This window comes from Leclercia barmai, assembly GCF_049312895.1.
Taxonomy (GTDB): domain Bacteria; phylum Pseudomonadota; class Gammaproteobacteria; order Enterobacterales; family Enterobacteriaceae; genus Enterobacter; species Enterobacter barmai.
Genome location: NZ_JBMNWZ010000002.1, coordinates 902,921 through 929,580, shown reverse-complemented (window position 1 = coordinate 929,580; position 26,660 = coordinate 902,921). Strand labels below are relative to the sequence as shown.

The following is a 26,660-nucleotide window of genomic DNA, read 5'->3' as shown; positions in this document are numbered from 1 at the left end:
TTCATTTTGAAGGTTGCTCTGACATGTCTCAACTCAAAGCGCAGCTGCGCCGCGATGGTTTTACTTTTAAGCAGTTTTTTGTCGCCCACGATCGTTGTGCAATGAAAGTCGGCACTGATGGCATCTTACTGGGGGCATGGGCACCGGTAGCAGGCGTTAAACGTATCCTTGATATTGGCAGCGGCAGCGGACTGCTGGCCCTGATGCTGGCGCAGCGCACCGAGCAGGCGGTCACCCTTGATGCGGTGGAGCTGGATCCGCAGGCCGCTGAGCAGGCAGCCGAAAATGTGGCGGAATCCCCCTGGGCTTCGCGCGTATCACTTCATTGTGCGGATGTTCTAGCCTGGGCGCCAGAGCAAACGGCCCGTTATGACCTAATAGTCAGCAACCCTCCTTATTATGAACCTGGCGTCGGGTGCGCCACTCCCCAGCGAGAGCAGGCGCGGTATACCGGTTCGCTCGATCATAGCGCGCTGTTAGCCTGTGCCGCCGGGTTGATCTCCGAAGAGGGATTTTTCTGCGTGGTGTTACCGGAGAGTGCGGGCAGCGCATTTATTGCCAGTGCGCTGGAGATGGGCTGGTTTTTACGCCTGCGCACCGATATCGCGGAGACCGACGGCAGGCTGCCGCACCGGGTACTGCTGGCGCTGTCGCCGAAAGAGGGGGAGTGCTTCAGCGACAGGCTGGTGATCCGCGGGCCGGATCAGCGTTATTCCGATGACTACACGGCGCTGACCCACCCCTTCTATTTATTTATGTGAGCCAGCGGTGAGAGCACGGACGGCCCGGAGTGTTCAAGTTGCTCCGGGTAGTCGAGCGTATAATGCAAACCGCGGCTCTCTTTACGCATCATTGCGCAGCGCACAATCAGCTCTGCCACCTGCACCAGGTTACGTAATTCCAGCAAATTATTGGATACGCGGAAGTGCGCGTAATACTCGTCAATTTCCTGCTGGAGCATGGTAATGCGGCGCAGGGCGCGTTCCAGACGTTTAGTCGTGCGCACAATCCCGACGTAATCCCACATAAAGAGGCGCAGCTCGTGCCAGTTGTGCTGGATCACCACCAGTTCATCCGGATTTTCCACGCGGCTTTCATCCCAGGCGGGCAGCTTTTCCGCCTGGCGGGCGTAAGGCATACGTTTTGCGATATCTTCCGCCGCCGACCAGCCGTAAACAAGGCACTCCAGAAGGGAGTTTGAGGCCATACGGTTTGCGCCATGCAGGCCGGTGTAACTGACTTCGCCGATAGCATATAGCCCGTCGACATCGGTCCGGCCATGATCGTCAACCATCACGCCGCCGCAGGTATAGTGCGCCGCAGGCACCACAGGCATCGGCTCTTTGGTAATGTCGATGCCGAGTCCCAGCAGTTTTTCATAGATGGTCGGGAAGTGCTGCCGCACAAAATCTGCGGGCTTGTGGCTGATATCCAGATACATGCAGTCCACGCCGAGGCGCTTCATCTCATGGTCAATGGCGCGGGCCACGACATCGCGCGGAGCCAGCTCGCCGCGCTCGTCGAAGTCCAGCATAAAGCGCGTGCCGTCCGGGCGTTTTAAGTGCGCACCTTCACCGCGTAACGCTTCGGTCAGTAAAAAGTTGCGTGCCTGCGGATGGAAGAGAGCAGTGGGATGGAACTGGTTGAATTCCAGATTGGCAACGCGACATCCCGCGCGCCAGGCCATGGCAATGCCGTCGCCTGACGAAATATCCGGGTTAGTGGTGTACTGATACACCTTAGAGGCACCGCCGGTCGCCAGTACAACCGATTTTGCCCGACAGGTTTCTACCTTCTCTTTATTACGGTTCCAGACCCAGGCACCCACGACACGCCGCGTGCCCGGCAGGCCGATCTTATCGGAAATAATTAAATCCACCGCATTGCTGCGTTCCAGAACCTGGATGTTTGGATGGTTTAACGCCTGACTGACGAGCGTCGTTTCGACTTCCTTACCGGTGGCATCGGCAGCATGCAGGATCCGGCGGTGGCTGTGCCCGCCCTCACGCGTAAGGTGATAGCTCTCTTCCCCGTTCGGCTGCACGTGGGTATCGAACAGCACGCCCTGATCGATAAGCCACTGCACGCAGTGTCGGGCATTGCTGGCGACAAACTCTGCCGCGTGTCTGTCCACAATACCGCCGCCTGCAATCAGGGTATCTTCTACATGGGAGTCGATACTGTCAGTTTCATCAAACACCGCGGCAATTCCGCCCTGGGCATAGAAGGTAGAGCCTTCGCTGACAGGCCCTTTGCTGAGGACAATCACTTTCTGGTGTGGGGCGAGTCGCAGCGCCAGTGAAAGGCCGGCGGCGCCGCTGCCGATAATCAGTACGTCACAGGAGAGTTCGGAAATTGCGTTCATGATGTTTGTTTAATTTACTAAACAGTGTTTGGTCAGCATAGCACCTGAATGCGATGAATCGCACGTATTTTTTTAAGGTTGGTTGCAATGGCTAAACAGCGGTCGGGAAGAGATGCGCGATAAAAAGTGCGAAAATATTTTGCGAAGCAGATCGTTAGCTTCAGATTTTGTGGTGAAATAAAGCCCGTCTTGCGTTACCCTGCAAGCGGGAAAATACCATTTCTTATCAGAAACTGGGTGCGTATCGTTATCAGACTTATAATGATAGAAAATGAACGGTCTGCGACGTGATTAACAAAAACAAAGGCGTGACGGAACTATTTGAAAAAAAGACCCTCAAAGCAACTGCTTGCTCACAGTGCAGTGTTTGGAGTGGCGTTTCGATAACGCGTGGATTTTAGGTTTGGGGAGACATTACCTCGGATGAGCGAGCAGTTAACGGACCAGATTCTGGTTGAACGGGTCCAGAAGGGAGATCAGAAAGCCTTTAACCTACTGGTGGTGCGCTACCAGCATAAGGTGGCGAGTCTGGTGTCCCGCTATGTACCGTCAGGAGATGTTCCTGATGTGGTGCAAGAGTCTTTCATTAAGGCCTATCGCGCGCTGGAATCTTTCCGGGGAGATAGTGCTTTTTATACCTGGCTGTACCGTATTGCCGTCAATACGGCGAAGAACTACCTCGTCGCTCAGGGCCGCCGTCCGCCTTCAAGCGATGTAGACGCCATCGACGCAGAGAATTTTGAAAGCGGCGGTGCGTTGAAAGAAATTTCGAACCCTGAGAACTTAATGTTGTCAGAAGAACTGAGACAAATAGTTTTTCGCACCATCGAGTCGCTCCCGGAAGATTTACGCATGGCAATTACGTTGCGGGAGTTAGATGGCCTGAGCTATGAAGAGATAGCCGCTATCATGGATTGCCCGGTCGGTACGGTTCGCTCACGGATATTTCGTGCGCGTGAAGCTATTGATAATAAAGTTCAACCGCTTATCAGGCGTTGACGATAGCGGGATACTGGAAAAGGTATTAGGCATGCAGAAAGAACAACTTTCCGCTTTGATGGATGGTGAAACGCTGGACAGTGAGATGCTCAATGAGCTCTCTCGCTCTCCTGAGATGCAAAAAACCTGGGAGAGTTATCATCTCATTCGCGATACCCTGCGCGGCGATACCAGCGATGTCCTCCATTTTGATATCTCAGCTCGCGTAATGGCTGCCATTGAGAACGAACCTGTTTCTCAGGCCACTCCGCTGATCCCTGAAGCCCAACCTGCACCGCACCTGTGGCAGAAGATGCCGTTCTGGAACAAAGTGCGTCCCTGGGCGAGTCAACTGACTCAAATGGGAGTGGCTGCTTGCGTATCGCTTGCAGTTATTGTTGGTGTCCAGCACTATAACACTCAATCTGAAGTGAGCCAGCAACCAGAAGCGCCAGTGTTCAACACACTGCCGATGATGGGCAAAGCCAGCCCGGTAAGCCTGGGCATTCCTTCTGATGCATCGGCAGGTGCCGGTCAGCAGCAGCAGGTACAGGAGCAGCGCCGTCGCATTAATGCGATGTTGCAGGACTATGAATTGCAGCGTCGCCTGCATTCCGAGCAGCTTCAGTTTGAACAGGCGCAAACGCAGCAGGCTGCTGTGCAAGTGCCAGGAAACCAAACTTTAGGAACGCAATCGCAGTAATGAAGCAACTTTGGTGCGCCATGTCTCTGATGGCGGGTAGCCTGTTGTTCACTGTCAACGCCTCGGCTGATGTATCGTCCGGGGCGTTGTTGCAGCAAATGAACCAGGCCAGCCAGTCACTCAACTACGAGCTGTCTTTTATCAGTATCAATAAGCAAGGTGTAGAGTCGTTACGCTATCGCCATGCCCGTCTTGATAAACAGCCGCTTGCCCAGCTTTTGCAGATGGATGGTCCGCGCCGCGAAGTCGTGCAGCGAGGCAATGAAATCAGCTATTTTGAGCCGGGTCTTGAGCCCTTTACGCTGAACGGCGATTACATCGTTGATTCGCTGCCTTCGCTTATCTATACCGACTTCAAGCGTCTGTCTCCTTACTACGACTTTATTTCCGTAGGACGTACCCGTATCGCAGACCGGCTCTGCGAGGTTCTGCGTGTGGTCGCAAGAGACGGAACGCGTTACAGCTATATCGTCTGGATGGATGCAGAGACCAAATTGCCAATGCGGGTCGATCTGCTGGATCGCGATGGCGAGACCCTGGAGCAGTTCCGGGTGATCTCCTTCACCATTGATGATCAGGTTGGGAACAGCATGCAGAATCTGGCAAAAGCCAATCTGCCGCCGCTGCTCTCCGTGCCGGTGGGGGATACCATCAACTTTAACTGGGCACCAAACTGGATCCCTCAGGGCTTCAGCGAAGTCTCCAGTAGCCGACGCCAGCTGCCAACCATTGATACCCCCGTTGAGTCCCGTCTTTACTCCGATGGATTGTTCAGCTTCTCGGTGAACATCAATCGGGCAACCCCGGTCAGCGCCGATCAGATGCTGCGCACCGGGCGCCGCACCGTCAGTACCACGGTACGTGATAACGCAGAGATCACCGTTGTAGGTGAGCTCCCGCCGCAAACGGCTAAGCGTATCGCCGACAGTATTAAATTCAGGGCTGCACAATGATCAAAGAGTGGGCAACTGTCGTTTCATGGCAGAAGGGCGTCGCGCTGGTCAGCTGTGATGTCAAAGCATCCTGTAACAGCTGCGCCTCTCGCACCGGTTGCGGAAGCCGGGTGCTGAACAAACTCGGGCCGCAGACCTCACACACCATCAGCGTCCCTAGCGCAGAACCGCTGGTCAAAGGCCAGAAAGTCGAATTAGGGATCGCCGAAGGCAGCCTGCTTGGCTCGGCCATGCTGGTGTATCTTTCGCCGCTGGTGGGACTGTTTGCCCTGGGCGGTCTGTTCCAGGTGCTGTTTGCGACCGATCTGGCCGCCATGTGTGGCGCAGCGCTGGGCGGGGTAGGTGGCTTCTTACTGGCCCGCGGCTTCTCTTCAAGGCTCGCGGTGCGTGAAGAGTGGCAGCCCGTTATTCTCAGCGTCGGATTGCCACCCGATGAACTTCGCGTCGAAACGCTCTCTTCAGAAGCCCGGTGATGTACCGGGCTTTGTTTTATTTACATCTCATAAAAGAAAACGCCGGATCTTCGCGCTAAGCTTGCTGGAAGAGCATTTCCTGGTGAAGGAGATGTAGTGTAGAATGCTGCGTTTTCGCACTGAAAAACGTCAGGCTAAGAACAGCGGCCTCCAGGAATTCGTAAGGCATAATTATTTAACTATATGAAGAACATACGTAACTTTTCGATCATTGCTCACATTGACCACGGTAAGTCGACGCTGTCTGACCGTATTATCCAGATTTGCGGTGGCCTGTCTGATCGTGAAATGGCAGCCCAGGTTCTGGACTCCATGGACCTGGAACGCGAACGCGGTATTACCATTAAAGCGCAGAGCGTTACGCTCGACTATAAAGCGTCTGACGGTGAAACCTACCAACTCAACTTTATCGACACCCCAGGCCACGTTGACTTCTCCTATGAAGTTTCCCGTTCGCTGGCGGCCTGTGAAGGCGCGCTGCTGGTAGTTGATGCCGGTCAGGGCGTAGAAGCCCAGACCCTGGCGAACTGCTATACCGCGATGGAAATGGATCTCGAAGTGGTGCCGGTTCTGAACAAAATCGACCTGCCAGCTGCCGATCCTGAGCGCGTAGCGGAAGAGATTGAAGATATCGTCGGCATCGACGCGACCGATGCCGTGCGCTGCTCGGCCAAAACCGGCGTGGGCGTAACCGATGTTCTGGAACGTCTGGTACGTGACATCCCGGCACCGGAAGGCGACGCTGATGCTCCGCTGCAGGCGCTGATTATCGACTCCTGGTTCGATAACTATCTCGGCGTTGTCTCGCTGGTGCGTATTAAAAACGGCACCATGCGTAAAGGCGACAAGATCAAAGTGATGAGCACCGGACAGGTCTATAACGCTGACCGTCTGGGTATCTTCACGCCAAAACAGGTTGACCGTACCGAGCTGAAATGCGGCGAGGTAGGCTGGCTGGTTTGTGCGATCAAAGACATCCTCGGTGCGCCAGTGGGCGATACCCTGACCGGTGCCCGTAATCCGGCAGATAAAGCGCTGCCAGGCTTTAAAAAGGTGAAACCGCAGGTTTATGCGGGCCTGTTCCCGGTAAGCTCTGATGATTACGAGAACTTCCGTGACGCGCTCGGCAAACTGAGCCTGAACGATGCATCTCTGTTCTACGAGCCAGAAAGCTCGACGGCGCTGGGCTTCGGCTTCCGCTGCGGCTTCCTCGGCCTGCTGCACATGGAGATCATCCAGGAGCGTCTGGAGCGTGAATACGATCTGGATCTGATCACCACGGCCCCAACGGTAGTTTACGAAGTAGAGACCACCTCCAAAGAGGTTATCTACGTCGACAGCCCGTCCAAACTGCCGCCGCTGAACAACATTCATGAGCTGCGCGAGCCAATCGCGGAGTGTCACATGCTGCTGCCGCAGGAGTTCCTCGGTAACGTCATCACGTTGTGTATCGAAAAACGTGGCGTGCAGACCAACATGGTTTACCACGGTAACCAGGTGGCTCTGACCTATGAAATCCCGATGGCGGAAGTGGTGCTCGACTTCTTCGACCGTCTGAAGTCTACCTCCCGCGGTTATGCGTCGCTGGATTACAACTTCAAGCGCTTCCAGGCCTCTAACATGGTGCGTGTGGACGTGCTGATCAACAGCGAGCGTGTTGATGCGCTGGCGCTGATCACCCACAACGACAATGCCCCGTATCGCGGTCGTGAACTGGTCGAGAAGATGAAAGAGCTCATCCCTCGCCAGCAGTTCGACATCGCGATTCAGGCGGCCATTGGTAACCACATCATTGCCCGTTCTACGGTGAAACAGTTGCGTAAAAACGTTCTGGCAAAATGCTATGGCGGTGACGTGAGCCGTAAGAAAAAGCTGCTCCAGAAGCAGAAAGAAGGTAAGAAACGCATGAAGCAGGTCGGTAACGTTGAGCTGCCGCAGGAAGCGTTCCTCGCCATTCTGCACGTGGGTAAAGACGGAAAATAATCCTTAAGGAGTTGGCATGGCGAACATGTTTGCCCTGATCCTGGTGATTGCCACCCTGGTGACGGGGCTGTTGTGGTGTCTGGATAAGTTTATTTTTGCGCCGAAACGTCGCGAACGTCAGGCCGTTGCACAGGCGGCCACGGGCGATCAATTGGATGCGAAAACCCTGAAGAAAGTCAGCCCTAAGCCGGGCTGGCTGGAAACGGGCGCTTCGGTCTTTCCGGTGCTGGCCATTGTGCTGGTGGTGCGTTCGTTTATCTATGAACCTTTCCAGATCCCATCCGGTTCGATGATGCCAACGCTGCTGATCGGGGATTTTATTCTGGTAGAGAAGTTTGCTTACGGCATCAAAGATCCGATCTACCAGAAAACGCTGATCGAAACCGGTCATCCGAAACGCGGCGATATCGTGGTGTTTAAATATCCGGACGATCCACGTCTGGATTACATCAAACGTACCGTTGGCGTACCGGGTGACAAGGTGACCTATAATCCGGTTTCCAAAGAGGTGACGGTTCAGCCTGGCTGCAGTTCCGGTACCGCGTGCGGCAGCGCATTACCGGTGACCTATTCCGGCGTTGAGCCAAGCGACTTCGTGCAGACGTTTGCCCGTCGTAACGGCGGCGAAGCAACCAGCGGTTTCTTCCAGCTGCCGAAAGGCGAAACCAAAGAGAACGGTATTCGTCTGAACGAGCGTAAAGAGACCCTGGGCGATGTCACGCACCGTATCCTGACCGTCTCCATCGCTCAGGATCAGCTGGGTATGTACTATCAGCAGCAGGGGCAGCAGCTGGCGACCTGGATCGTACCCCCGGGACATTACTTCATGATGGGTGATAACCGCGATAACAGCGCGGACAGCCGTTACTGGGGCTTTGTGCCGGAAGCGAACCTGGTGGGTAAAGCGACCACAATCTGGATGAGCTTTGAGAAGCAGGAAGGCGAATGGCCAACCGGCGTACGGTTAAATCGTATCGGCGGTATCCATTAATACCTGATAAATGAATACGTAGCCTCTTTAATTAGAGGCTACGTGAATTATTTAACTGATAAATCTCTTCAGACTAACGACAACCCCTGTCGTTGCGTATAGAATATTCCCCCGAAGTTTAAGGTTGGCGCTGATTCAGTGCCACGGCACACGAAACCGCGTTGGCTTTTTCAGGACGGTTTCGTGTGCTGCATTTTTGACGCATTTATTCTATTGGTATCGCATGAACCCCATCGTAATTAATCGGCTTCAACGGAAGCTGGGCTACACTTTTCATCATCAGGAGTTGTTGCAACAGGCATTAACCCATCGCAGTGCCAGCAGCAAACACAATGAGCGACTCGAATTCCTGGGCGACTCCATTTTAAGTTTTGTTATTGCCAATGCGCTTTATCACCGTTTCCCGCGTGTGGACGAAGGTGATATGAGCCGCATGCGCGCAACGCTGGTACGTGGCAATACGCTTGCCGAAATTGCCCGTGAATTTGAACTGGGTGAATGCCTGCGACTTGGGCCTGGCGAACTGAAAAGCGGCGGCTTCCGTCGTGAATCTATTCTCGCGGATACGGTCGAAGCGTTAATCGGTGGCGTTTTCCTCGACAGCGATATCCAGACGGTGGAGCAGCTGATTCTCAACTGGTATCAGACGCGTCTGGATGAAATCAGCCCGGGTGATAAACAGAAAGATCCAAAAACCCGTTTGCAGGAGTACCTGCAGGGTCGCCATCTGCCGCTGCCATCTTATCTGGTGGTGCAGGTTCGTGGCGAAGCACACGATCAGGAATTTACCATCCATTGCCAGGTCAGTGGCCTGAGTGAACCGGTGGTTGGCACAGGTTCAAGCCGTCGTAAGGCGGAACAGGCTGCCGCCGAACAGGCGTTAAAAATGCTGGAGCTGGAATGAGCGAAGAAAAAAGTTACTGTGGGTTTATTGCCATCGTCGGACGTCCGAACGTCGGCAAATCAACCCTGCTGAATAATCTGCTGGGACAGAAGATTTCCATCACCTCCCGTAAGGCGCAGACCACCCGTCACCGTATTGTCGGTATTCATACCGAAGGGGCATATCAGGCAATTTATGTCGATACCCCGGGTCTGCATATGGAAGAGAAACGCGCCATTAACCGCCTGATGAACAAGGCGGCGAGCAGCTCTATCGGCGACGTTGAGCTGGTGATTTTCGTTGTCGAAGGCACCCGCTGGACGGCGGACGACGAGATGGTGCTGAATAAGCTGCGCGACGGTAAGACGCCGGTGATCCTCGCGGTCAACAAAGTTGACAACGTGCAGGAAAAAGCCGACCTGCTGCCACATCTGCAGTGGCTGGGCAGCCAGATGAATTTCCTCGATATCGTACCGCTGTCTGCCGAGACCGGTCTGAACGTCGACACTATCGCGGGCATCGTGCGTAAGCATCTGCCGGAAGCGATTCATCACTTCCCGGAAGAGTACGTCACCGACCGTTCTCAGCGCTTTATGGCGTCTGAAATCATCCGTGAAAAGCTGATGCGTTTCCTCGGCGCTGAACTGCCGTACTCCGTTACCGTGGAAATCGAGCGTTTCCAGTCTAACGAGCGCGGCGGATACGACATCAACGGGCTGATCCTCGTTGAGCGCGAAGGGCAGAAGAAGATGGTAATTGGTAACAAAGGTGCCAAAATCAAAACCATCGGTATTGAAGCCCGCAAGGACATGCAGGAGATGTTTGAAGCGCCGGTTCACCTGGAACTGTGGGTGAAAGTGAAATCTGGCTGGGCCGATGACGAGCGCGCGCTGCGTAGTCTTGGTTACGGCGACGACGTCTAAGCCACTAAAACGTGGAAGGCTGGCAGCGCGCTTTTGTACTGCATAGTCGTCCGTGGAGCGAAACCAGCCTGATGCTGGACGTCTTCACGGAAGAGTCAGGCCGCGTGCGCCTTGTTGCCAAAGGCGCACGTTCCAAACGTTCTAATCTGAAGGGTGCTCTGCAGCCTTTCACCCCGCTGCTGGTCCGCTTTGGCGGGCGTGGGGAAGTCAAAACCCTGCGCAGTGCTGAAGCCGTCTCTCTGGCGCTTCCCCTCTCTGGTATTACGCTGTACAGCGGTCTCTATGTTAACGAGCTCATTACGCGCGTGCTTGAACATGAGACCCGCTTCTCTGAACTCTTTTTCGATTATCTGCACTGTCTCCAGGCGCTGGCGGGCACCACCGGCTCGCCGGAACCGACGCTGCGCCGCTTTGAGCTGGCGTTGCTCGGGCATCTGGGATACGGCGTCGATTTTCTACACTGTGCGGGCAGCGGTGACCCGGTAGAGGACACCATGACCTACCGTTATCGTGAAGAGAAAGGCTTTATCGCCAGCGTGGTCATCGACAACAATACCTTCACCGGACGGGACCTTCGGGCGCTGGCTGAACGCGAATTTCCGGATGTCAGCACCCTGCGGGCGGCAAAACGCTTTACCCGAATTGCGCTCAAGCCGTATCTTGGTGGCAAGCCCTTAAAGAGCCGCGAATTATTCCGGCAGTTTATGCCGAAGCGTTAACGTATTGAGTCCTCCTTCCTGAGGGAGAGGGGAAACGAAGCAAATAAAACCGAGGATTGTCATGGCTGAATTACTGTTAGGCGTCAACATTGACCACATTGCCACCCTGCGCAATGCGCGCGGTACTGCGTATCCCGATCCGGTCCAGGCGGCCTTTATCGCCGAGCAGGCGGGGGCTGACGGTATTACCGTGCACCTGCGCGAAGACCGTCGTCATATTACCGATCGCGACGTGCGCATCCTGCGTCAGACCCTGGACACCCGCATGAATCTGGAGATGGCCGTCACCGAAGAGATGCTGGCGATTGCCGTTGAGACTAAACCCCATTTCTGCTGCCTGGTGCCGGAAAAGCGCCAGGAAGTGACCACCGAAGGTGGGCTGGATGTGGCCGGTCAGCTGGACAAGATGCGTGACGCCTGCAAACGTCTGGCCGACGCCGGAATTCTTGTGTCGCTGTTTATCGATGCCGATGAAGCGCAGATCAAAGCCGCAGCCGACGTTGGCGCGCCGTACATTGAGATCCACACCGGCTGCTACGCCGATGCCGAAGATGAAACCACTCAGGCCAAAGAGCTCGATCGCATCGCCAAAGCGGCAACCTATGCCGCCGGTCTGGGCCTGAAGGTGAATGCCGGCCACGGTCTGACCTATCACAACGTCAAAGCCATCGCGGCGATCCCGGAGATGTACGAGCTGAACATCGGCCATGCGATTATCGGTCGCGCGGTGATGAGCGGCCTGAAAGAGGCGGTGGCTGAGATGAAACGCCTGATGCAGGAAGCCCGCAAGTAATGGCTATCCTTGGCTTAGGCACGGATATCGTTGAGATCGCCCGCATTGAAGCGGTGATTGCCCGCAGCGGCGATCGCCTTGCCCGTCGGGTGCTCAGCGATAACGAGTGGGCCATCTGGGAAACGCACCAGCAGCCGGTGCGTTTTCTTGCCAAACGATTTGCGGTGAAGGAGGCGGCGGCAAAAGCCTTCGGCACCGGGATCCGCAACGGTCTGGCGTTCAATCAGTTCGAAGTGTTTAACGATGAGCTGGGCAAACCGCGCCTCCGGCTGTGGGGCGAGGCGTTAAAGCTGGCGGAGAAGCTGGGCGTGGCGCATATGCACGTGACGCTGGCGGATGAGCGCCATTACGCCTGCGCCACGGTGCTCATCGAAAGTTAAATCTTATCGGCGTGGTGCATCAGCACGAACTTGTCCCACAGCTGCTCTTCCGATTCAGGATGTGCCGGATCTTTCAGGATAGTATTGGGGATCGGGCACACCTTCTGGCAGGTTGGCGTCTCATAATGGCCAATGCACTCGGTGCAGCGGTCGCTGTTAATCTCATAAATGCTCTCCCCCATAGAGATTGCCTGGTTAGGGCATTCGGGTTCGCACATATCGCAATTGATGCATTTTTTGGTGATTAACAGCGCCATCAGGAAATTCTCAGAAACAACACAAACAGGGCGGGCATTATACGCTCATTGTCTGCTCAAACCAGTTTTTTTACCAACGCCTCACTGTGTCGAATACGTTCCGGGGCATGCTCCAGATCCTGCTGAACCAGCGCCATAAACAGCAGATCGGTGAGCATCATCTGCGCGCTGGTGGAGGAGATCGCCGCGCTACGGGTGGCCTGCTCTTCGGCAATGGTATACAGACAGCGCGTGGCCCGCTGCTGCAGTGCATTGGGGGTAAAGCCGGTGATCGCCAGAATTTTACCGCCCACGCGCAGCGCTTCGTCGGCGGCCAGATTGATTTCCCGGCGTTCGCCGGAGTAGGAGAGGGCCAGCAGAAGATCGTCAGGCTCCATCGCCTGCACGGTGGCCAGCAGGGCGTGCATATCTTGTTCGACAATCGCAATCACGCCGATTTTATTCAGCTTCCAGCCAAAGTTTCGCGCTACAAGCCCGGAGGCGCCAATGCCGGTGAGGATCACCCTTCTTGCCGCGCGCAGCATGGCCACGCTCTCCAGCAGTTTCTCTTCGCTGTTAACATCGAGGGTGGCGTGCATTGCCGCCACGTTCTCCTTGATCAGCTTTTCCCCTACCAGACGCATCGGATCGTCGCCGCGGATCTGGTTATGGACCGGCATGGATTGCGGATTCGGGTTACTGGCCAGCGCCTCGCTGAGCGCCAGTTTTAATGCGGGAAAGCCTTTAAAACCAATCTTCTGGGCGAATTTCACCACGCTGGACTGGCTCACGCCCGCCTCGCTTGCCAGCTGCTGAGAGCTTAAGTGGCGGGCGCGATCGGGCTGAGAGAGTAAAAAATCCGCCAGTTTTTTATCGCTCTGGGCAAAACCCGCGTATCGCTGGCGGATACGAATTAAACAGTTCATAAGGACTCCTGGCGAAATGTGATGACTGCAGCAAATGCGAATTCTGCTCGCCTGAATGAATTTTATATTCCATTATAATGCGACTATTATGAATTAAAAATTCTTGAGGTACAAAAAATGAATCTCGGCTCACTGGTATCAGAATCCCGCAACCCACAAACCCTGGACCTGGACGCACTCTCCACGCTTGACCTTGTTCATCGCTTTAACCAACAGGATACGCTGGTCGCGCAGGCAGTGAAAGAGACATTGCCCGAGGTGGCAAAAGCCGTGGATGCCGCCGCAGAGGCGCTGAAAGCGGGCGGGCGCATCATCTACATGGGCGCAGGTACCAGCGGACGCCTGGGGGTACTGGATGCCTCTGAGTGCCCGCCGACCTTTGGCGTACCGCATGGCCTGGTGATCGGCCTGATTGCCGGTGGCCCGGGCGCGCTTCTGAAAGCGGTGGAAGGGGCAGAGGACAGCAAACAGCTCGGTGAGGACGATCTCAAAGCCCTCAGCCTGACCGCGAAGGATCTGGTGGTCGGGCTCGCCGCCTCCGGACGCACGCCGTACGTGATTGGCGGGCTGGAGTATGCCAACCAGACCGGCTGCACCACCGTGGCCATCTCCTGCAATCCAGGTTCACCCATTGCTCAGGTGGCTGCGATCGCCATCTCGCCGGTGGTGGGCCCGGAGGCGTTAACCGGCTCCACTCGTCTGAAATCCGGCACGGCGCAAAAGCTGGTGCTCAACATGATCTCCACCGGGGCGATGGTGAAGTTCGGCAAGGTCTACCAGAACCTGATGGTCGACATGAAAGCCACTAACGTGAAGCTCATCGACCGGGCGTGCCGCATGGTGGTCGAAGCCACGGGAACCTCCCGCGAAGAGGCGGAACAGGTTCTGCAACAGACCGGTTATGACGTTAAACCGGCCATTCTGATGATCTTAAGCGGGCTGGATGCCGCTGCGGCGCGCGCCAGGCTTGACGCGCATCAGGGATTCTTACGTGCGGCATTAGAAAACTAAAGAGGCGTACATGGAAAAAACAGCAGCGCTCGCCAGCGGTATTCTTGCGGGGATCGGCGGAGAGAAAAATATACTGCGTCTGGAAAACTGTATGACGCGGGTGAGGGTGGAGGTTCAGGATGACGACAAGCTCGATCTAATTACCCTGAAAAAACTGCCCGGCGTCAGCGGTTATGTAAAACAAGGGGAGCAGCATCAACTGATTGTCGGTCCCGGCAAGGCGGCGCAGGTGGTGGACGCCATGCGTTCGCTGATGGGCGGGGCGGTAATCAATGACGCCGAGCGCACCAAAGCCCAGGCCAAGGCCAAATACAAAGCCCCGATGAGCGATGCGCTGCGCATGCTGGCTAACGTCTTTATTCCGCTAATTCCGGCGTTCATTGCCTCGGGGCTGATTACCGGGATTATCAATATCCTCAAGCGCCCGGACATTGTCGGGGATTTTGCGACGCACTATCCAAACCTGCTCGGGATCTTGGGCATTTTCGGCAGCGCGGTCTTCGCCATCATGAACATTCTGGTCGGGGTTAATACCGCCAAAGTGTTTGGCGGCTCGCAGGCGTTAGGCGGGGTGATGGCCGGCATTCTCTCCAGCCCGCAGCTGGCGCAGATCACCCTGTTTGGTGAAGCGCTGCAGCCGGGGCGGGGCGGGGTGATCGCCGTGCTGCTGGTGGTGGTGCTGATGTGCTGGATCGAGAAAAAGCTGCGCAACGCCCTGCCGGGCTCGCTGGAGCTGATCCTCAACCCGCTGCTGACCACTCTTATCACCGGGGGCATTGCAATTATTGTCCTGCAGCCGCTGGGTGGCTGGATCTCAGAATCCATCGCTCACGGTGCCTCCTGGGCTATCGATCGCGGTGGTTTCCTGGTGGGCGCGGTGCTGTCCGGTACCTTCCTGCCGCTGGTGCTGACCGGTTTACATCAGGGGCTGGTGCCGATCCACGTTGAGCTGGTGCAGGCCCACGGCTACAACGCCCTGCTGCCTATTCTGGCGATGGCCGGGGTCGGGCAGATCGGCGCGGCGATTGCGGTGCTGATGAAAACCCGCAATGAACGCCTGAAAAAGGTGATCAAAGGGGCGCTGCCGGTCGGGCTGCTGGGCATTGGCGAGCCGCTGATCTTCGGCGTCACCCTGCCGCTGGGCAAGCCGTTTATCGGTGCCTGCCTGGGCGGCGCGGTTGGCGGGGCGCTGATCGGTTACTGGAAAGTCGCCACCGTGATTACCTTTGGTATTTCCGGTTTACCGCTGGCATTAACCATCGTGACCGGAAAAGTCATGCTCTATCTGTTAGGCTATCTGGTAGCGGTGATCGCCGGGTTCCTGTTTACCTGGCTGTTAGGGTTTAACGATCCAGAGGAGTAAGGTTTGGCAAATAACGAGCGTCGCGTTGTCTTTTTTGATCTGGACGGAACGCTGCATCAGCAGGATATGTTCGGTACCTTTATGCGCTATTTACTGCGCCGACAGCCCCTGAATGCCCTGCTCGTATTGCCCTTGCTACCTATTGTGGGCTGCGTGCTGCTGGTGAAAGGGCGCGCCGCCCGCTGGCCGATGAGCCTGCTGCTGTGGGGCTGCACCTTCGGCCACAGCGAAGCCCGGCTCAAACAGCTGGAGAAAGAGTTTGTCAGCTGGTTTCGCGAGCACGTCACCGCCTTTCCGGTGGTGCAGGATCGGCTGACAAATTACCTGGATGCCAACGACGCCGATATCTGGCTGATCACCGGTTCGCCGCAGTCGCTGGTGGAACAGGTCTATTTCGATACCCCCTGGCTGCCGCGCGTTAACCTGATCGCCACCCAGATTGGCCGCGCTTACGGCGGCTGGGTGCTGACCATGCGCTGCCTCGGCCACGAGAAGGTGGTGCAGCTGGAGAAAAAAATCGGCACCCCGCTCCGACTCTACAGCGGCTACAGCGACAGCAAACAGGACAACCCGCTGCTCTACTTCTGCCAGCACCGCTGGCGGGTCACGCCGATGGGCGAACTGCAGCAACTGGAATGATTGTGTGATTATGCATAGCGGGTGTGTATAATGCGCCCGCTTTTCAGACTGGAGTATGCTGCGTTGTCCGACCCCGAACTTAATCATGAATACTGGATGCGCCACGCGCTCCAGCTTGCCCAACGTGCCTGGGATGAAGGCGAAGTCCCGGTTGGTGCCGTGCTGGTCCACAACAATCAGGTGATTGGCGAAGGCTGGAATCGCCCGATTGGTCGCCATGACCCTACCGCGCATGCCGAAATTATGGCCTTACGCCAGGGCGGGCTGGTGCTGCAAAACTACCGCCTGCTGGATACCACCCTGTATGTCACCCTCGAACCCTGCGTTATGTGCTCCGGGGCGATGATCCACAGCCGGATCGGCACGGTGGTGTATGGCGCGCGGGATGAAAAAACCGGCGCGGCAGGTTCGCTGCTGGACGTGCTCAGCCACCCCGGCATGAATCATCAGGTCAACATTATTGGAGGGGTACTGGCACCAGCGTGTTCGGCGTTGCTAAGTGACTTCTTTCGAATGCGGCGTCAGCAGAAAAAGCAGCAAAAGGCAGAATCGAAGTTATCGGGTGAGTAAGCTCATCCGGTGACACCACCGGATAGGCCTGCGCCAGCTGCTGCTCCGCCAGCGCCTCTTTCTCTTTCTCCATCAGATACCCTACCAGGCTTATCTGGTATTTGCGGATATTCTCCACGTAGGCGTACGCCTCGTGGCCGCGCGCGTAGCCATAGGTTAACTTGTTGTAATACGGCTTCTGGCTCAGCAGCGGCAGGCGCTGCTTTACGTCTGACCAGCTGTCCGGGTTACCTTTGGTTTTCGCCGTCAGGGCGCGGGCGTCGATCATATGGGCATAGCCCATGTTATAGGCCGCCAGCGCAAACCAGATCCGCTCCTCCTCCGGCACCGTCTCCGGCACTTTCGCCATCATATCCTGCAGGTAGCGCGCGCCGCCGCTGATGCTCTGCTCGGCGTCGGTACGGTCGGTGAGGCCCAGGCTCTGGGCGGTGTTCTTGGTCAGCATCATCAGGCCGCGCACGCCGGTTGGCGAGGTGGCCTGCGCATCCCAGTGAGACTCCTGATACGAAATCGCGGCCAGCAGACGCCAGTCAATCACCTGGGCGTACTTCTCAAACAGCGGTTTCAGCTCCGGCAGGACGTTATCCACCGCCCGCAGGAAGCTGCGGGTATCGACATAGTCGAAATCGTCGCCGTGGCCGAGGTACTTCTCTTCCAGACGCGCCAGGGTGCCGTCTTCATTCATCCCGTTATAGAAATCGAGCATGGCGGCGGAGAGCGTCTGGTCGGCGTCAAGGGGGCTGAACCAGGTGACAGGCTGCTCGTCGGTGACGTCCAGCGCCACGGCCAGCTCCGGGTGAACGCGCTGGAACAGGCTGATGGCAACCGAGTCGGCAATGGTGTAGGGCAGTTTCCCGTCCGTCACCTGCTCCAGCAGCGCCGTGGTGCCGAGCTTCTCATCAACCTTCCAGCTGAGGTCGGGGTACTTTTTCTCTTTCAGCGCCCGCAGGTCGTCAATCACCACATGGCCGGGGGCGACGGTAAGCCGATCGGCGGTAAGGCCGGCAAGGGTGCGCGGACGCAGGCTGCCCACGCGATAGACCAGCTGCTGCGAGACAGAGTAGTAGGTCGGGCCTGGCTGATAGTTTTTGCTGCGCTCGCTGTTATAGACCAGGCCTGCGGCCAGCAGATCGGCATCGCCATTATCAAGGTCGTCAAACAGCTGGCTGATGTTCTGGCGCACCGTAACTTTCAGCTTCACGCCCAGGTAGTCGGCAAAATGCTGCGCCAGTTCGTAATCCAGCCCAATGACCTTATCGTTTACCGAACTGTAGGTGAGGGGAGAGACGATGGTACTGACGCGCAGCTCCCCCCGCGCCTGGATGGCGGCGATGCGATTTTCGGCTTTACCGAACCAGGGGATTGATGGCCAGAGGGCCGCTGCCAGCAGCAGGGTGACGATGCCGATGAACAGGTAATTAATCTTTAATTTTTTCAATAAGTTGATTCTATATGCTGTGTATTATTCTGGTTAGTATTGGCCACAGTTAAAACAAGTATTACCAAAGATTTCGCGGCATTTTGCGCAAAGTTACGCCACTTGGCAACTTATTAGCAGGCGCGGCAACATTTGTTGCTAAATGCCAGCAACGATTTTATTACGACGCAAACGGTTTCGTCGGCGCGCAGGATCCACTATAATGGCGCCCGTTTTCCCCCCTTGCGCACACTGTAAGCGCCTCCGGCGCTTCGAAGACGAGAGACTTATGATGGAAATTCTGCGTGGTTCGCCTGCACTGTCTGCCTTCCGTATCAACAAACTGCTGGCACGTTTTCAGGCGGCCGACCTTCCGGTAAGCAATATTTACGCTGAGTATGTCCATTTTGCTGACCTGACCGCGCCTCTGTCGGCAGACGAGATGGTCCGACTGGAACGCCTGCTGAAGTATGGCCCAAGCCTGAGCAGCCATACCCCGAACGGTAAACTTCTGCTGGTCACGCCTCGCCCTGGCACCATCTCCCCTTGGTCTTCTAAAGCAACCGACATCGCCCATAACTGTGGTCTGAGCCAGATTAGCCGTCTGGAGCGGGGCGTGGCGTATTACGTTGAAGCCTCCAGCCTTACCGACGCCCAGTGGGCCGTTGTGGCAACCGAGCTGCACGACCGCATGATGGAGAGCGTGTTTGCCTCTCTCGACGACGCAGAGCAGCTCTTCTCTCACCATCAGCCTGCACCGGTCCAGAGCGTGGATCTGCTGGGCCAGGGCCGTCAAGCGCTGATTGACGCCAACCTGCGTTTAGGCCTGGCGCTGGCGGAAGATGAAATTGACTACCTGCAGGATGCATTCGTTAAGCTGAACCGCAACCCGAACGACATCGAACTCTATATGTTCGCGCAGGCTAACTCTGAGCACTGCCGTCACAAGATCTTCAACGCCGACTGGATTATTGACGGCGAGCAGCAGCCGAAGTCGCTGTTTAAAATGATCAAGAACACCATGGAGAAAACCCCTGACCACGTGCTGTCGGCCTATAAAGACAACGCCGCGGTGATGGAAGGTTCCGAGGTGGGCCGCTTCTTCGCCGATCGCGAAGCAGGGCGCTATGACTTCCATCAGGAGCCTGCGCATATCCTGATGAAGGTTGAAACCCACAACCACCCGACGGCGATCTCGCCGTGGCCGGGGGCTGCGACCGGTTCCGGCGGTGAAATCCGTGACGAAGGTGCAACCGGTCGTGGGGCAAAACCAAAGGCGGGTCTGGTCGGTTTCTCCGTTTCCAACCTGCGTATCCCGGGCTTTGAGCAGCCGTGGGAAGAAGATTTCGGCAAGCCAGAGCGTATTGTTACCGCGCTGGACATCATGACCGACGGCCCGCTGGGCGGCGCGGCGTTCAACAACGAATTTGGTCGCCCGGCCCTGAACGGCTACTTCCGTACCTATGAAGAGAAAGTGGACAGCCACAACGGCGAAGAGCTGCGCGGCTACCATAAGCCGATCATGCTGGCAGGCGGGATCGGCAACATTCGCGCCGATCACGTGCAGAAAGGCGAGATCGTTGTTGGCGCGAAGCTGATCGTGCTCGGTGGCCCGGCGATGAACATCGGTCTGGGCGGCGGGGCAGCCTCTTCTATGGCATCCGGCCAGTCTGACGCGGATCTCGACTTTGCCTCCGTCCAGCGTGACAACCCGGAGATGGAGCGTCGTTGCCAGGAGGTGATCGACCGCTGCTGGCAGCTGGGCGATGCCAACCCAATCCTCTTTATCCACGACGTTGGCGCGGGCGGTCTGTCCAACGCCATGCCGGAGCTGGTCAGCGACGGCAACCGCGGCGGACGCTTCAACCTGCGCGACATCCTGAGCGATGAGCCAGGCATGAGCCCGCTGGAGATCTGGTGTAACGAATCCCAGGAACGCTATGTGCTGGCCGTGGCGCCAGAGCAGCTGCCGCTGTTTGACGAGCTGTGCCGCCGCGAGCGCGCGCCGTACGCGGTGATCGGCGAAGCTACCGAAGAGATGCACCTCTCCTTAAGCGATACCCACTTCGACAACCAGCCGATTGATCTGCCGCTGGACGTACTGCTGGGCAAAACGCCGAAGATGACCCGCGACGTTGAGTCCCGCAAAGCCAGCGGTAAAGCGCTCGACCTGCAGGGCGTCACCGTGGCCGACGCGGTCAACCGCGTTCTGCATCTGCCGTCCGTCGCGGAGAAAACCTTCCTCGTCACCATCGGCGACCGCACCGTGACCGGCATGGTTGCCCGGGATCAGATGGTAGGCCCGTGGCAGGTACCGGTGGCGAACTGCGCGGTGACCACCGCCAGCCTCGACAGCTACTATGGTGAAGCGATGGCGCTGGGCGAACGCTCCCCGGTTGCCCTGCTGGACTTCGCGGCTTCTGCCCGTCTGGCAGTAGGCGAAGCGCTGACCAACATCGCCGCCACCCGGATTGGCGACATCAAACGTATCAAGCTCTCCGCCAACTGGATGGCCGCAGCCGGTCACCCGGGCGAAGACGCCGGGCTGTACGAAGCGGTGAAAGCGGTGGGTGAAGAGCTTTGTCCTGCTCTCGGCCTGACCATCCCGGTGGGTAAAGACTCCATGTCGATGAAAACCCGCTGGCAGGAAGGCAGCGAGCAGCGCGAGATGACCTCTCCGCTGTCGCTGGTGATCACCGCCTTCGCCCGCGTGGAAGACGTGCGCCACATCATCACGCCGCAGCTCGCCACCGAAGACAACGCCCTGCTGCTGATCGATCTGGGTAAAGGCCACAATGCGCTGGGCGCGACCGCGCTGGCGCAGGTTTATCGCCAGTTGGGCGACAACGCGGCTGACGTGCGCGACGTAGCACAGCTGAAAGGCTTCTACGACGCCATTCAGGCGCTGGTTGCAGAACGTAAACTGCTGGCCTACCACGACCGCTCCGACGGCGGCCTGCTGGTTACCCTGGCAGAAATGGCCTTCACCGGTCACTGCGGCGTTGAGGCAAACATCGCCTCTCTGGGCGACGATCGTCTGGCTGCACTGTTCAACGAAGAGCTGGGCGCGGTGATTCAGGTGCGTGCAGCGGATCGCGACGCGGTGGAAGCGTTGCTGGCGCAGCATGGTCTGGGCGACTGCGTGCACTATCTGGGTAAAGCGGTGAGCGGGGATCGTTTTGTTATCGACGCCAACGGCCAGACGGTCTTTGCCGAAAGCCGCTCCACGCTGCGTATGTGGTGGGCAGAAACCACCTGGCAGATGCAGCGTCTGCGCGACAACCCGGCGTGCGCCGATCAGGAGCACGAGGCGAAAGCCAACGACAACGATCCGGGCCTGAACGTTAAACTCACCTTCGACCTCAACGAAGACATTGCCGCGCCGTATATTGCCCGTGGCGCCCGTCCGAAAGTGGCCGTGCTGCGTGAGCAGGGCGTCAACTCCCACGTCGAGATGGCGGCAGCCTTCCACCGTGCAGGCTTCGATGCTATCGACGTGCACATGAGCGACCTGCTGGCAGGCCGCACCGGTCTGGCCGATTTCCAGGCGCTGGTGGCGTGCGGCGGCTTCTCTTACGGTGACGTGCTGGGCGCGGGCGAAGGCTGGGCGAAATCCATCCTCTTCAACGAACGCGTTCGCGATGAGTTCGAAACCTTCTTCCACCGTCCGCAGACCCTGGCGCTGGGCGTGTGTAACGGCTGCCAGATGATGTCTAACCTGCGCGAGCTGATCCCGGGCAGCGAAGCCTGGCCGCGCTTTGTGCGTAACCAGTCCGATCGCTTCGAAGCGCGTTTCAGCCTGGTTGAAGTGACCCAGAGCCCGTCTCTGCTGCTGCAGGGTATGGTGGGATCGCAGATGCCAATCGCCGTATCCCACGGTGAAGGGCAGGTTGAGCTGCGTAACGCCGCGCATCTGGCCGAGCTGGAGAGCAAAGGTCTGGTGGCGCTGCGCTTTGTCGATAACTTCGGCAAGGTCACGCAAAACTACCCGGCAAACCCGAACGGCTCCGCCAACGGGATCACCGCGGTGACCAGCGAAAGCGGTCGCGTAACCGTGATGATGCCGCACCCTGAGCGCGTGTTCCGCACCGTGAGCAACTCCTGGCACCCGGAGAACTGGGGCGAGGACAGCCCGTGGATGCGTATCTTCCGCAACGCGCGTAAGCAGTTGGGTTAAGCTCTCACTGTTGTGCCCGGTGGCGCTTTGCTTACCGGGCCTACAAAGGCCGGAGTAGAGTTTGTAGGCCGGGCAAACGCAGTGCCGCCCGGCATATTTTCAAGTGTCGCAAATGTGCGACAACTCACATTCCCTACTGTCTCTAAAAAGAGACACTTAACTCATTGATTTATATAAACCCCGCAATAACCTGTTCAGGGTGTTGCTAATAAGCGACAGATAGCCTGAAAACCATACCCTGCGAAATTACTACATCACGCCATAAAAATTCTTATTTTTCAGGTCATTAATATTTATATTTGCATTATGGCACATCTGTTGCATAATAATAACCAGTGGCTCATTCACCCTCTTATGTCAGCCCCTTCGGGACGCGCTACATAAACTTCGAATGACGCACAAAAAGGTGCCTGCCGTCCAACTACTGATCATAGCTTTGCTTTATCAGACCCAGGGCGAAACGTCGAGTTAGGCACCGCCTCATTCCATAACAAAGCCGGGTTTTTAACCCGGCTTTGTTGTATCTGAACTCTTGTCCGGCTAGCATCCCCTTATTCCCTCGCGACAGAGAGTAATGCGTTGAAACGCTGGCCTGTTTTCCCTCGCTCCTTACGACAGTTAGTCATGATGGCCTTCCTGCTGATCCTGCTACCTTTGCTGGTGCTGGCATGGCAGGCATGGCAGAGCCTGAACGCGCTCAGCGCGCAGGCGGCGCTCACCAACCGAACCACCCTGATTGATGCCCGGCGCAGCGAAGCGATGACCAATGCCGCGCTGGAGATGGAGCGCAGCTACCGGCAGTATTGCGTGCTCGACGACAGAACCCTGGCGCGGGTGTATCAGAACCAGCGTAAACGCTACAGCGAAATGCTCGATGCCCACGCGGGTGTCCTGCCCGACGATAAGCTCTACCAGACGCTGCGCCAGGATATCAACGCGCTGTCCCAGCTGCAGTGCATCAACAGCGGCCCTGATGCCCAGTCCGCCTTACGGCTGGAGGCTTTTGCCACCGCCAATACCGAGATGGTACAGACGACCCGCTCGGTGATTTTCTCCCGCGGTCAGCAGCTCCAGCAGGAGATCGCCGAGCGCGGCCAGTTCTTTGGCTGGCAGGCGCTGGTGCTGTTTCTGGTCAGCCTGGGGCTAGTCCTGCTCTTCACCCGCATGATCATCGGCCCGGTTAAGGGCATTGAGCGCATGATTAACCGGCTGGGGGAGGGGCGCTCGCTGGGCAATACCGTGGTCTTTACCGGCCCGCGCGAGTTACGTTCGGTCGGGCAACGCATTATCTGGCTTTCCGAGCGGCTGTCGTGGCTCGAATCCCAGCGCCACCAGTTTTTACGCCACATCTCCCACGAACTGAAAACGCCCCTTGCCAGCATGCGTGAGGGCACCGAACTGCTGGCCGATGAGGTCGCCGGGCCGCTGACGCCGGAGCAAAGGGAGATTGTCGAGATCCTCGATGCCAGCAGCCGCAACCTGCAAAAGCTGATCGAGCAACTGCTGGATTACAACCGTAAACTGGCCGACGGCATCCCGGAGCTTGAGCGCGTGGAGCTCGCGCCGCTGGTGGATATGGTGCTCTCGGCCCACAGCCTGCCTGCACGGGCTAAAATGATGCATACTGAACTGTCGCTGGCGACGCCCGCCTGTTTAGCCGAACCGATGCTGCTGATGAGCGTGCTGGATAATCTTTATTCCAATGCGGTGCACTATGGTATTGAATCCGGTACCATTTATGTTCGCAGTTTTACGCGCGGCTCGCGGGTCTGTATCGATGTCGCCAACACCGGAAGCCCGATCCCTGACGATGAAAAAACGATGATCTTTGAACCCTTTTTCCAGGGTAGTCATCAACGAAAAGGGGCGGTGAAGGGAAGCGGCCTGGGGCTGAGTATTGCCCGCGACTGTATCCGTCGTATGCAGGGAGAGCTTAATCTTGTCAATGATGACCATACCGATGTGTGCTTTCGCATCGAACTGCCGCTTGAGTCGGATAAATCACTAAAATGAATCTAAGTCTGGTGAGTATGTCACACGTCTTTTCCCGCGCCATTAACGCGGTGTTTTCCCGTCACTTTATCCGCCTGAGCCTTCCCTGCCTGCTGCTGGCCGGGTGCGTCACCCACGCGCCAACCAGCGCTATTAGCGGCAAGCAGGATGAAAAATTGCCTGAGCATCAGCTGGCGGACTTCTTGTCTACCGACTGCAATAATATCTGGCAGCTGCACGGCCAGGAGACCGACAGCAACCCGCTTTACTGGCTGCGCGGCATGGACTGCGCGGATCGTCTCTCACCCGCCGCGGCGCGTGCAGAGGCCCGGGGCTGGACCGATGATACCTGGCAGGAGAGCTTTAAACGCGGGCTCCTGCTGGCGAATGCCAAAATTAACCCGGTGGAGCGTCGCCAGTTGACCACCCGGCTGGATGCGCTGAGCCCGCAGATCCCGCCCCAGGTGCGCCCGCTGTATCAGCTGTGGCGACACGGGCAGGTGCTGCAGCTGCAGCTGGCGGAGGAGCGTTCCCGCTACGGTAAGCTGCAACAGACCACCGACGGTGAGCTGGACACCCTGCGCCAGCAGCAGCAATATCTGCGCGCGCAGCTGGATACCACCACCCGCAAGCTGGAGAACCTGACCGATATTGAACGCCAGCTCTCCACACGTAAGCCGGTCAGTAACTATCTGCCGGATGCACCGAAGAGCGCCACGTCGCCCGCCGGCACCGAGGGTGATGCGACAGAGCCGAACAGCGATGCCCCGAAACAAGAGGACGGAAAGCCATGACAAGCCGAAAACCTGCGCATCTTTTGCTGGTGGATGACGATCCTGGTTTGCTGAAGCTGCTGGGCATGCGTCTGGTGAGCGAGGGCTACAGCGTCGTGACCGCCGAAAGCGGTCAGGAAGGGCTGAAAGTGCTGGGGCGCGAGAAGATCGATCTGGTCATCAGCGATCTGCGGATGGACGAGATGGACGGCATGCAGCTGTTCACCGAGATCCAGAAGCTCCAGCCCGGTATGCCGGTCATTATTCTCACCGCCCACGGCTCCATTCCGGATGCGGTGGCGGCCACCCAGCAGGGGGTGTTCAGCTTCCTCACCAAGCCGGTGGACAAAGACGCGCTGTATAAAGCCATTGATGATGCCCTGGAGCACGCCGCGCCGTCCGGGGACGAGACGTGGCGGGAGACGATAGTCACCCGCAGCCCGATCATGCTGCGTCTGCTGGAGCAGGCCCGCATGGTGGCGCAGTCTGACGTCAGCGTGCTGATTAACGGCCAGAGCGGCACCGGGAAAGAGATCCTCGCCCAGGCCATTCACAACGCCAGCCCGCGCGGCAAAAAAGCCTTTATCGCCATCAACTGCGGGGCGCTGCCGGAACAGTTGCTGGAATCAGAGCTGTTTGGTCATGCCCGCGGGGCCTTCACCGGGGCGGTCAGCAGCCGGGAAGGGCTGTTCCAGGCGGCGGAAGGCGGCACGTTGTTCCTCGATGAAATCGGTGACATGCCCGCCCCCTTGCAGGTCAAACTGCTGCGCGTGTTGCAGGAGCGCAAAGTCAGGCCGCTCGGCAGTAACCGCGATATCGACATCGACGTGCGTATTATCTCCGCCACCCACCGGGATCTGCCCAAGGCGATGGCGCGCAACGAGTTTCGCGAAGACCTCTTCTATCGTCTTAACGTGGTTAACCTGAAGATCCCGGCGCTGGCGGAGCGGGCAGAAGATATTCCCCTGCTGGCCACCCAGCTGCTGCGCCAGTCCGCCGAGCGTCACAAGCCGTTTGTCCGGGCGTTCTCCACAGACGCCATGAAGCGGCTGATGACCGCCAGCTGGCCCGGCAACGTGCGTCAGCTGGTGAACGTCATTGAGCAGTGCGTGGCACTGACCTCCTCGCCGGTAATCAGCGATGCGCTGGTCGAGCAGGCGCTGGAGGGGGAAAACACCGTCCTGCCGACCTTCGTCGAGGCCCGCAACCAGTTTGAGCTTAACTATCTGCGTAAGTTACTGCAGATCACCAAAGGCAACGTGACCCATGCTGCGCGGATGGCCGGACGTAACCGCACCGAGTTTTATAAGCTGCTGTCGCGCCATGAGCTGGAAGCAAACGATTTTAAAGAGTGATACCCTAAATTCCGCCTGAATATGATACTGTGAGCAACCGATTACGAGGCAGCTGAC

The 26,660-nt window shown here is 57.4% G+C and carries 25 protein-coding genes; 21 read left to right on the top strand and 4 right to left on the bottom strand.

Annotated elements, in window-relative coordinates:
- The first annotated feature begins 23 nt into the window (after positions 1-23).
- Positions 24-761, top strand: a complete 738-nt coding sequence (gene trmN, locus ACOYA6_RS12660; RefSeq protein WP_422654786.1) for a tRNA(1)(Val) (adenine(37)-N(6))-methyltransferase TrmN — start codon at positions 24-26, stop codon at positions 759-761.
- Here trmN and nadB read toward each other — a convergent pair.
- On the bottom strand, positions 746-2,365 hold the full coding sequence (nadB, locus tag ACOYA6_RS12655; protein WP_139563383.1) for an L-aspartate oxidase: 1,620 nt from the start codon (positions 2,363-2,365) through the stop codon (positions 746-748). The genes trmN and nadB overlap by 16 nt on opposite strands.
- 358 nt (positions 2,366-2,723) lie before the next feature.
- Between nadB and rseD the strand changes: the two genes are divergently transcribed.
- From rseD to acpS, 12 genes are all read left to right on the top strand, one after another.
- On the top strand, positions 2,724-2,792 hold the full coding sequence (gene rseD, locus ACOYA6_RS12650; RefSeq protein ID WP_231313890.1) for a rpoE leader peptide RseD: 69 nt from the start codon (positions 2,724-2,726) through the stop codon (positions 2,790-2,792).
- A complete protein-coding gene (rpoE, locus tag ACOYA6_RS12645) occupies positions 2,789-3,364 on the top strand; it encodes an RNA polymerase sigma factor RpoE (RefSeq protein ID WP_032613187.1) in 576 nt (191 codons plus the stop codon). The genes rseD and rpoE overlap by 4 nt, the downstream gene beginning before the upstream one ends.
- A 31-nt stretch (positions 3,365-3,395) precedes the next feature.
- Positions 3,396-4,046, top strand: a complete 651-nt coding sequence (gene rseA, locus ACOYA6_RS12640) for an anti-sigma-E factor RseA (RefSeq protein ID WP_039029767.1) — start codon at positions 3,396-3,398, stop codon at positions 4,044-4,046.
- Positions 4,046-4,999, top strand: coding sequence for a sigma-E factor regulatory protein RseB (rseB, locus tag ACOYA6_RS12635; RefSeq protein WP_138369734.1), 954 nt, complete (start codon positions 4,046-4,048; stop codon positions 4,997-4,999). The genes rseA and rseB overlap by 1 nt, the downstream gene beginning before the upstream one ends.
- The gene (gene rseC, locus ACOYA6_RS12630; RefSeq protein WP_422654785.1) at positions 4,996-5,472 is read left to right on the top strand and encodes a SoxR-reducing system protein RseC; all 477 of its coding nucleotides are present in this window, start codon (positions 4,996-4,998) and stop codon (positions 5,470-5,472) included. The genes rseB and rseC overlap by 4 nt, the downstream gene beginning before the upstream one ends.
- 183 nt (positions 5,473-5,655) lie before the next feature.
- On the top strand, positions 5,656-7,455 hold the full coding sequence (gene lepA / locus ACOYA6_RS12625; protein WP_039029764.1) for a translation elongation factor 4: 1,800 nt from the start codon (positions 5,656-5,658) through the stop codon (positions 7,453-7,455).
- A 16-nt stretch (positions 7,456-7,471) separates the two neighbouring features.
- Positions 7,472-8,446 (top strand): signal peptidase I, encoded by a 975-nt coding sequence (gene lepB / locus ACOYA6_RS12620; protein WP_138369736.1) that lies wholly within the window; start codon positions 7,472-7,474, stop codon positions 8,444-8,446.
- 223 nt (positions 8,447-8,669) lie between these two features.
- Positions 8,670-9,350: a ribonuclease III gene (rnc, locus tag ACOYA6_RS12615; protein ID WP_039029762.1), complete on the top strand. Its 681-nt coding sequence runs from the start codon at positions 8,670-8,672 to the stop codon at positions 9,348-9,350.
- Positions 9,347-10,252 carry a GTPase Era gene (gene era / locus ACOYA6_RS12610; protein ID WP_039029761.1) on the top strand — a complete coding sequence of 302 codons (906 nt, stop codon included), beginning with the start codon at positions 9,347-9,349 and terminating at the stop codon, positions 10,250-10,252. The genes rnc and era overlap by 4 nt, the downstream gene beginning before the upstream one ends.
- A gap of 11 nt (positions 10,253-10,263) precedes the next feature.
- On the top strand, positions 10,264-10,971 hold the full coding sequence (recO, locus tag ACOYA6_RS12605) for a DNA repair protein RecO (RefSeq protein ID WP_039029760.1): 708 nt from the start codon (positions 10,264-10,266) through the stop codon (positions 10,969-10,971).
- A 61-nt stretch (positions 10,972-11,032) separates the two neighbouring features.
- A complete protein-coding gene (pdxJ, locus tag ACOYA6_RS12600) occupies positions 11,033-11,764 on the top strand; it encodes a pyridoxine 5'-phosphate synthase (protein ID WP_422654784.1) in 732 nt (243 codons plus the stop codon).
- Positions 11,764-12,144 (top strand): holo-ACP synthase, encoded by a 381-nt coding sequence (gene acpS, locus ACOYA6_RS12595; protein WP_139563378.1) that lies wholly within the window; start codon positions 11,764-11,766, stop codon positions 12,142-12,144. Before pdxJ ends, acpS begins: the two co-directional genes overlap by 1 nt.
- On the opposite strand, the gene ACOYA6_RS12590 is transcribed toward acpS, so the two are convergent.
- Positions 12,141-12,401, bottom strand: a complete 261-nt coding sequence (locus tag ACOYA6_RS12590; RefSeq protein ID WP_039029757.1) for a YfhL family 4Fe-4S dicluster ferredoxin — start codon at positions 12,399-12,401, stop codon at positions 12,141-12,143. The genes acpS and ACOYA6_RS12590 overlap by 4 nt on opposite strands.
- Positions 12,402-12,457: 56 nt before the next feature.
- The gene (locus ACOYA6_RS12585) at positions 12,458-13,306 is read right to left on the bottom strand and encodes a MurR/RpiR family transcriptional regulator (RefSeq protein WP_039029756.1); all 849 of its coding nucleotides are present in this window, start codon (positions 13,304-13,306) and stop codon (positions 12,458-12,460) included.
- A 117-nt stretch (positions 13,307-13,423) separates the two neighbouring features.
- Between ACOYA6_RS12585 and murQ the strand changes: the two genes are divergently transcribed.
- The 4 genes from murQ to tadA are packed head-to-tail and all read left to right on the top strand — an operon-like array spanning position 13,424 to position 16,889.
- Complete coding sequence (murQ, locus tag ACOYA6_RS12580; RefSeq protein WP_138369739.1) at positions 13,424-14,317, top strand: N-acetylmuramic acid 6-phosphate etherase; 894 nt, start codon at positions 13,424-13,426, stop codon at positions 14,315-14,317.
- 10 nt (positions 14,318-14,327) lie between these two features.
- The gene (locus tag ACOYA6_RS12575) at positions 14,328-15,680 is read left to right on the top strand and encodes a PTS transporter subunit EIIC (RefSeq protein ID WP_422654783.1); all 1,353 of its coding nucleotides are present in this window, start codon (positions 14,328-14,330) and stop codon (positions 15,678-15,680) included.
- 3 nt (positions 15,681-15,683) lie between these two features.
- Positions 15,684-16,319, top strand: coding sequence for a phosphatidylglycerophosphatase C (yfhb, locus tag ACOYA6_RS12570; protein ID WP_422654782.1), 636 nt, complete (start codon positions 15,684-15,686; stop codon positions 16,317-16,319).
- 30 nt (positions 16,320-16,349) lie between these two features.
- Positions 16,350-16,889, top strand: a complete 540-nt coding sequence (tadA, locus tag ACOYA6_RS12565) for a tRNA adenosine(34) deaminase TadA (RefSeq protein WP_072036654.1) — start codon at positions 16,350-16,352, stop codon at positions 16,887-16,889.
- Here tadA and mltF read toward each other — a convergent pair.
- A complete protein-coding gene (gene mltF, locus ACOYA6_RS12560; protein WP_422654781.1) occupies positions 16,777-18,327 on the bottom strand; it encodes a membrane-bound lytic murein transglycosylase MltF in 1,551 nt (516 codons plus the stop codon). The two genes, tadA and mltF, sit on opposite strands and share 113 nt — an antisense overlap.
- A 268-nt stretch (positions 18,328-18,595) precedes the next feature.
- On the opposite strand from mltF, the gene purL reads away from it, so the two are divergent.
- From purL to glrR, 4 genes are all read left to right on the top strand, one after another.
- A complete protein-coding gene (gene purL / locus ACOYA6_RS12555) occupies positions 18,596-22,483 on the top strand; it encodes a phosphoribosylformylglycinamidine synthase (RefSeq protein WP_422654780.1) in 3,888 nt (1,295 codons plus the stop codon).
- Between the two features lie 579 nt (positions 22,484-23,062).
- A complete protein-coding gene (qseE, locus tag ACOYA6_RS12550; protein WP_039029749.1) occupies positions 23,063-24,496 on the top strand; it encodes a two component system sensor histidine kinase QseE/GlrK in 1,434 nt (477 codons plus the stop codon).
- Positions 24,493-25,269: a two-component system QseEF-associated lipoprotein QseG gene (gene qseG, locus ACOYA6_RS12545; protein ID WP_039029748.1), complete on the top strand. Its 777-nt coding sequence runs from the start codon at positions 24,493-24,495 to the stop codon at positions 25,267-25,269. The genes qseE and qseG overlap by 4 nt, the downstream gene beginning before the upstream one ends.
- A complete protein-coding gene (gene glrR, locus ACOYA6_RS12540; RefSeq protein ID WP_422654779.1) occupies positions 25,266-26,603 on the top strand; it encodes a two-component system response regulator GlrR in 1,338 nt (445 codons plus the stop codon). The genes qseG and glrR overlap by 4 nt, the downstream gene beginning before the upstream one ends.
- The last annotated feature ends 57 nt before the right edge of the window (positions 26,604-26,660 follow it).

Bases quoted from the DNA above. Each gene is read 5' to 3' on its own strand.
- trmN (WP_422654786.1), top strand. From the start codon at position 24: ATGTCTCAACTCAAAGCGCAGCTGCGCCGCGATGGTTTTACTTTTAAG.
- nadB (WP_139563383.1), bottom strand. From the start codon at position 2,365: ATGAACGCAATTTCCGAACTCTCCTGTGACGTACTGATTATCGGCAGC.
- rpoE (WP_032613187.1), top strand. From the start codon at position 2,789: ATGAGCGAGCAGTTAACGGACCAGATTCTGGTTGAACGGGTCCAGAAG.
- rseA (WP_039029767.1), top strand. From the start codon at position 3,396: ATGCAGAAAGAACAACTTTCCGCTTTGATGGATGGTGAAACGCTGGAC.
- rseB (WP_138369734.1), top strand. From the start codon at position 4,046: ATGAAGCAACTTTGGTGCGCCATGTCTCTGATGGCGGGTAGCCTGTTG.
- rseC (WP_422654785.1), top strand. From the start codon at position 4,996: ATGATCAAAGAGTGGGCAACTGTCGTTTCATGGCAGAAGGGCGTCGCG.
- lepA (WP_039029764.1), top strand. From the start codon at position 5,656: ATGAAGAACATACGTAACTTTTCGATCATTGCTCACATTGACCACGGT.
- lepB (WP_138369736.1), top strand. From the start codon at position 7,472: ATGGCGAACATGTTTGCCCTGATCCTGGTGATTGCCACCCTGGTGACG.
- rnc (WP_039029762.1), top strand. From the start codon at position 8,670: ATGAACCCCATCGTAATTAATCGGCTTCAACGGAAGCTGGGCTACACT.
- era (WP_039029761.1), top strand. From the start codon at position 9,347: ATGAGCGAAGAAAAAAGTTACTGTGGGTTTATTGCCATCGTCGGACGT.
- pdxJ (WP_422654784.1), top strand. From the start codon at position 11,033: ATGGCTGAATTACTGTTAGGCGTCAACATTGACCACATTGCCACCCTG.
- acpS (WP_139563378.1), top strand. From the start codon at position 11,764: ATGGCTATCCTTGGCTTAGGCACGGATATCGTTGAGATCGCCCGCATT.
- ACOYA6_RS12590 (WP_039029757.1), bottom strand. From the start codon at position 12,401: ATGGCGCTGTTAATCACCAAAAAATGCATCAATTGCGATATGTGCGAA.
- ACOYA6_RS12585 (WP_039029756.1), bottom strand. From the start codon at position 13,306: ATGAACTGTTTAATTCGTATCCGCCAGCGATACGCGGGTTTTGCCCAG.
- murQ (WP_138369739.1), top strand. From the start codon at position 13,424: ATGAATCTCGGCTCACTGGTATCAGAATCCCGCAACCCACAAACCCTG.
- ACOYA6_RS12575 (WP_422654783.1), top strand. From the start codon at position 14,328: ATGGAAAAAACAGCAGCGCTCGCCAGCGGTATTCTTGCGGGGATCGGC.
- tadA (WP_072036654.1), top strand. From the start codon at position 16,350: ATGCGCCCGCTTTTCAGACTGGAGTATGCTGCGTTGTCCGACCCCGAA.
- purL (WP_422654780.1), top strand. From the start codon at position 18,596: ATGATGGAAATTCTGCGTGGTTCGCCTGCACTGTCTGCCTTCCGTATC.
- qseG (WP_039029748.1), top strand. From the start codon at position 24,493: ATGAATCTAAGTCTGGTGAGTATGTCACACGTCTTTTCCCGCGCCATT.
- glrR (WP_422654779.1), top strand. From the start codon at position 25,266: ATGACAAGCCGAAAACCTGCGCATCTTTTGCTGGTGGATGACGATCCT.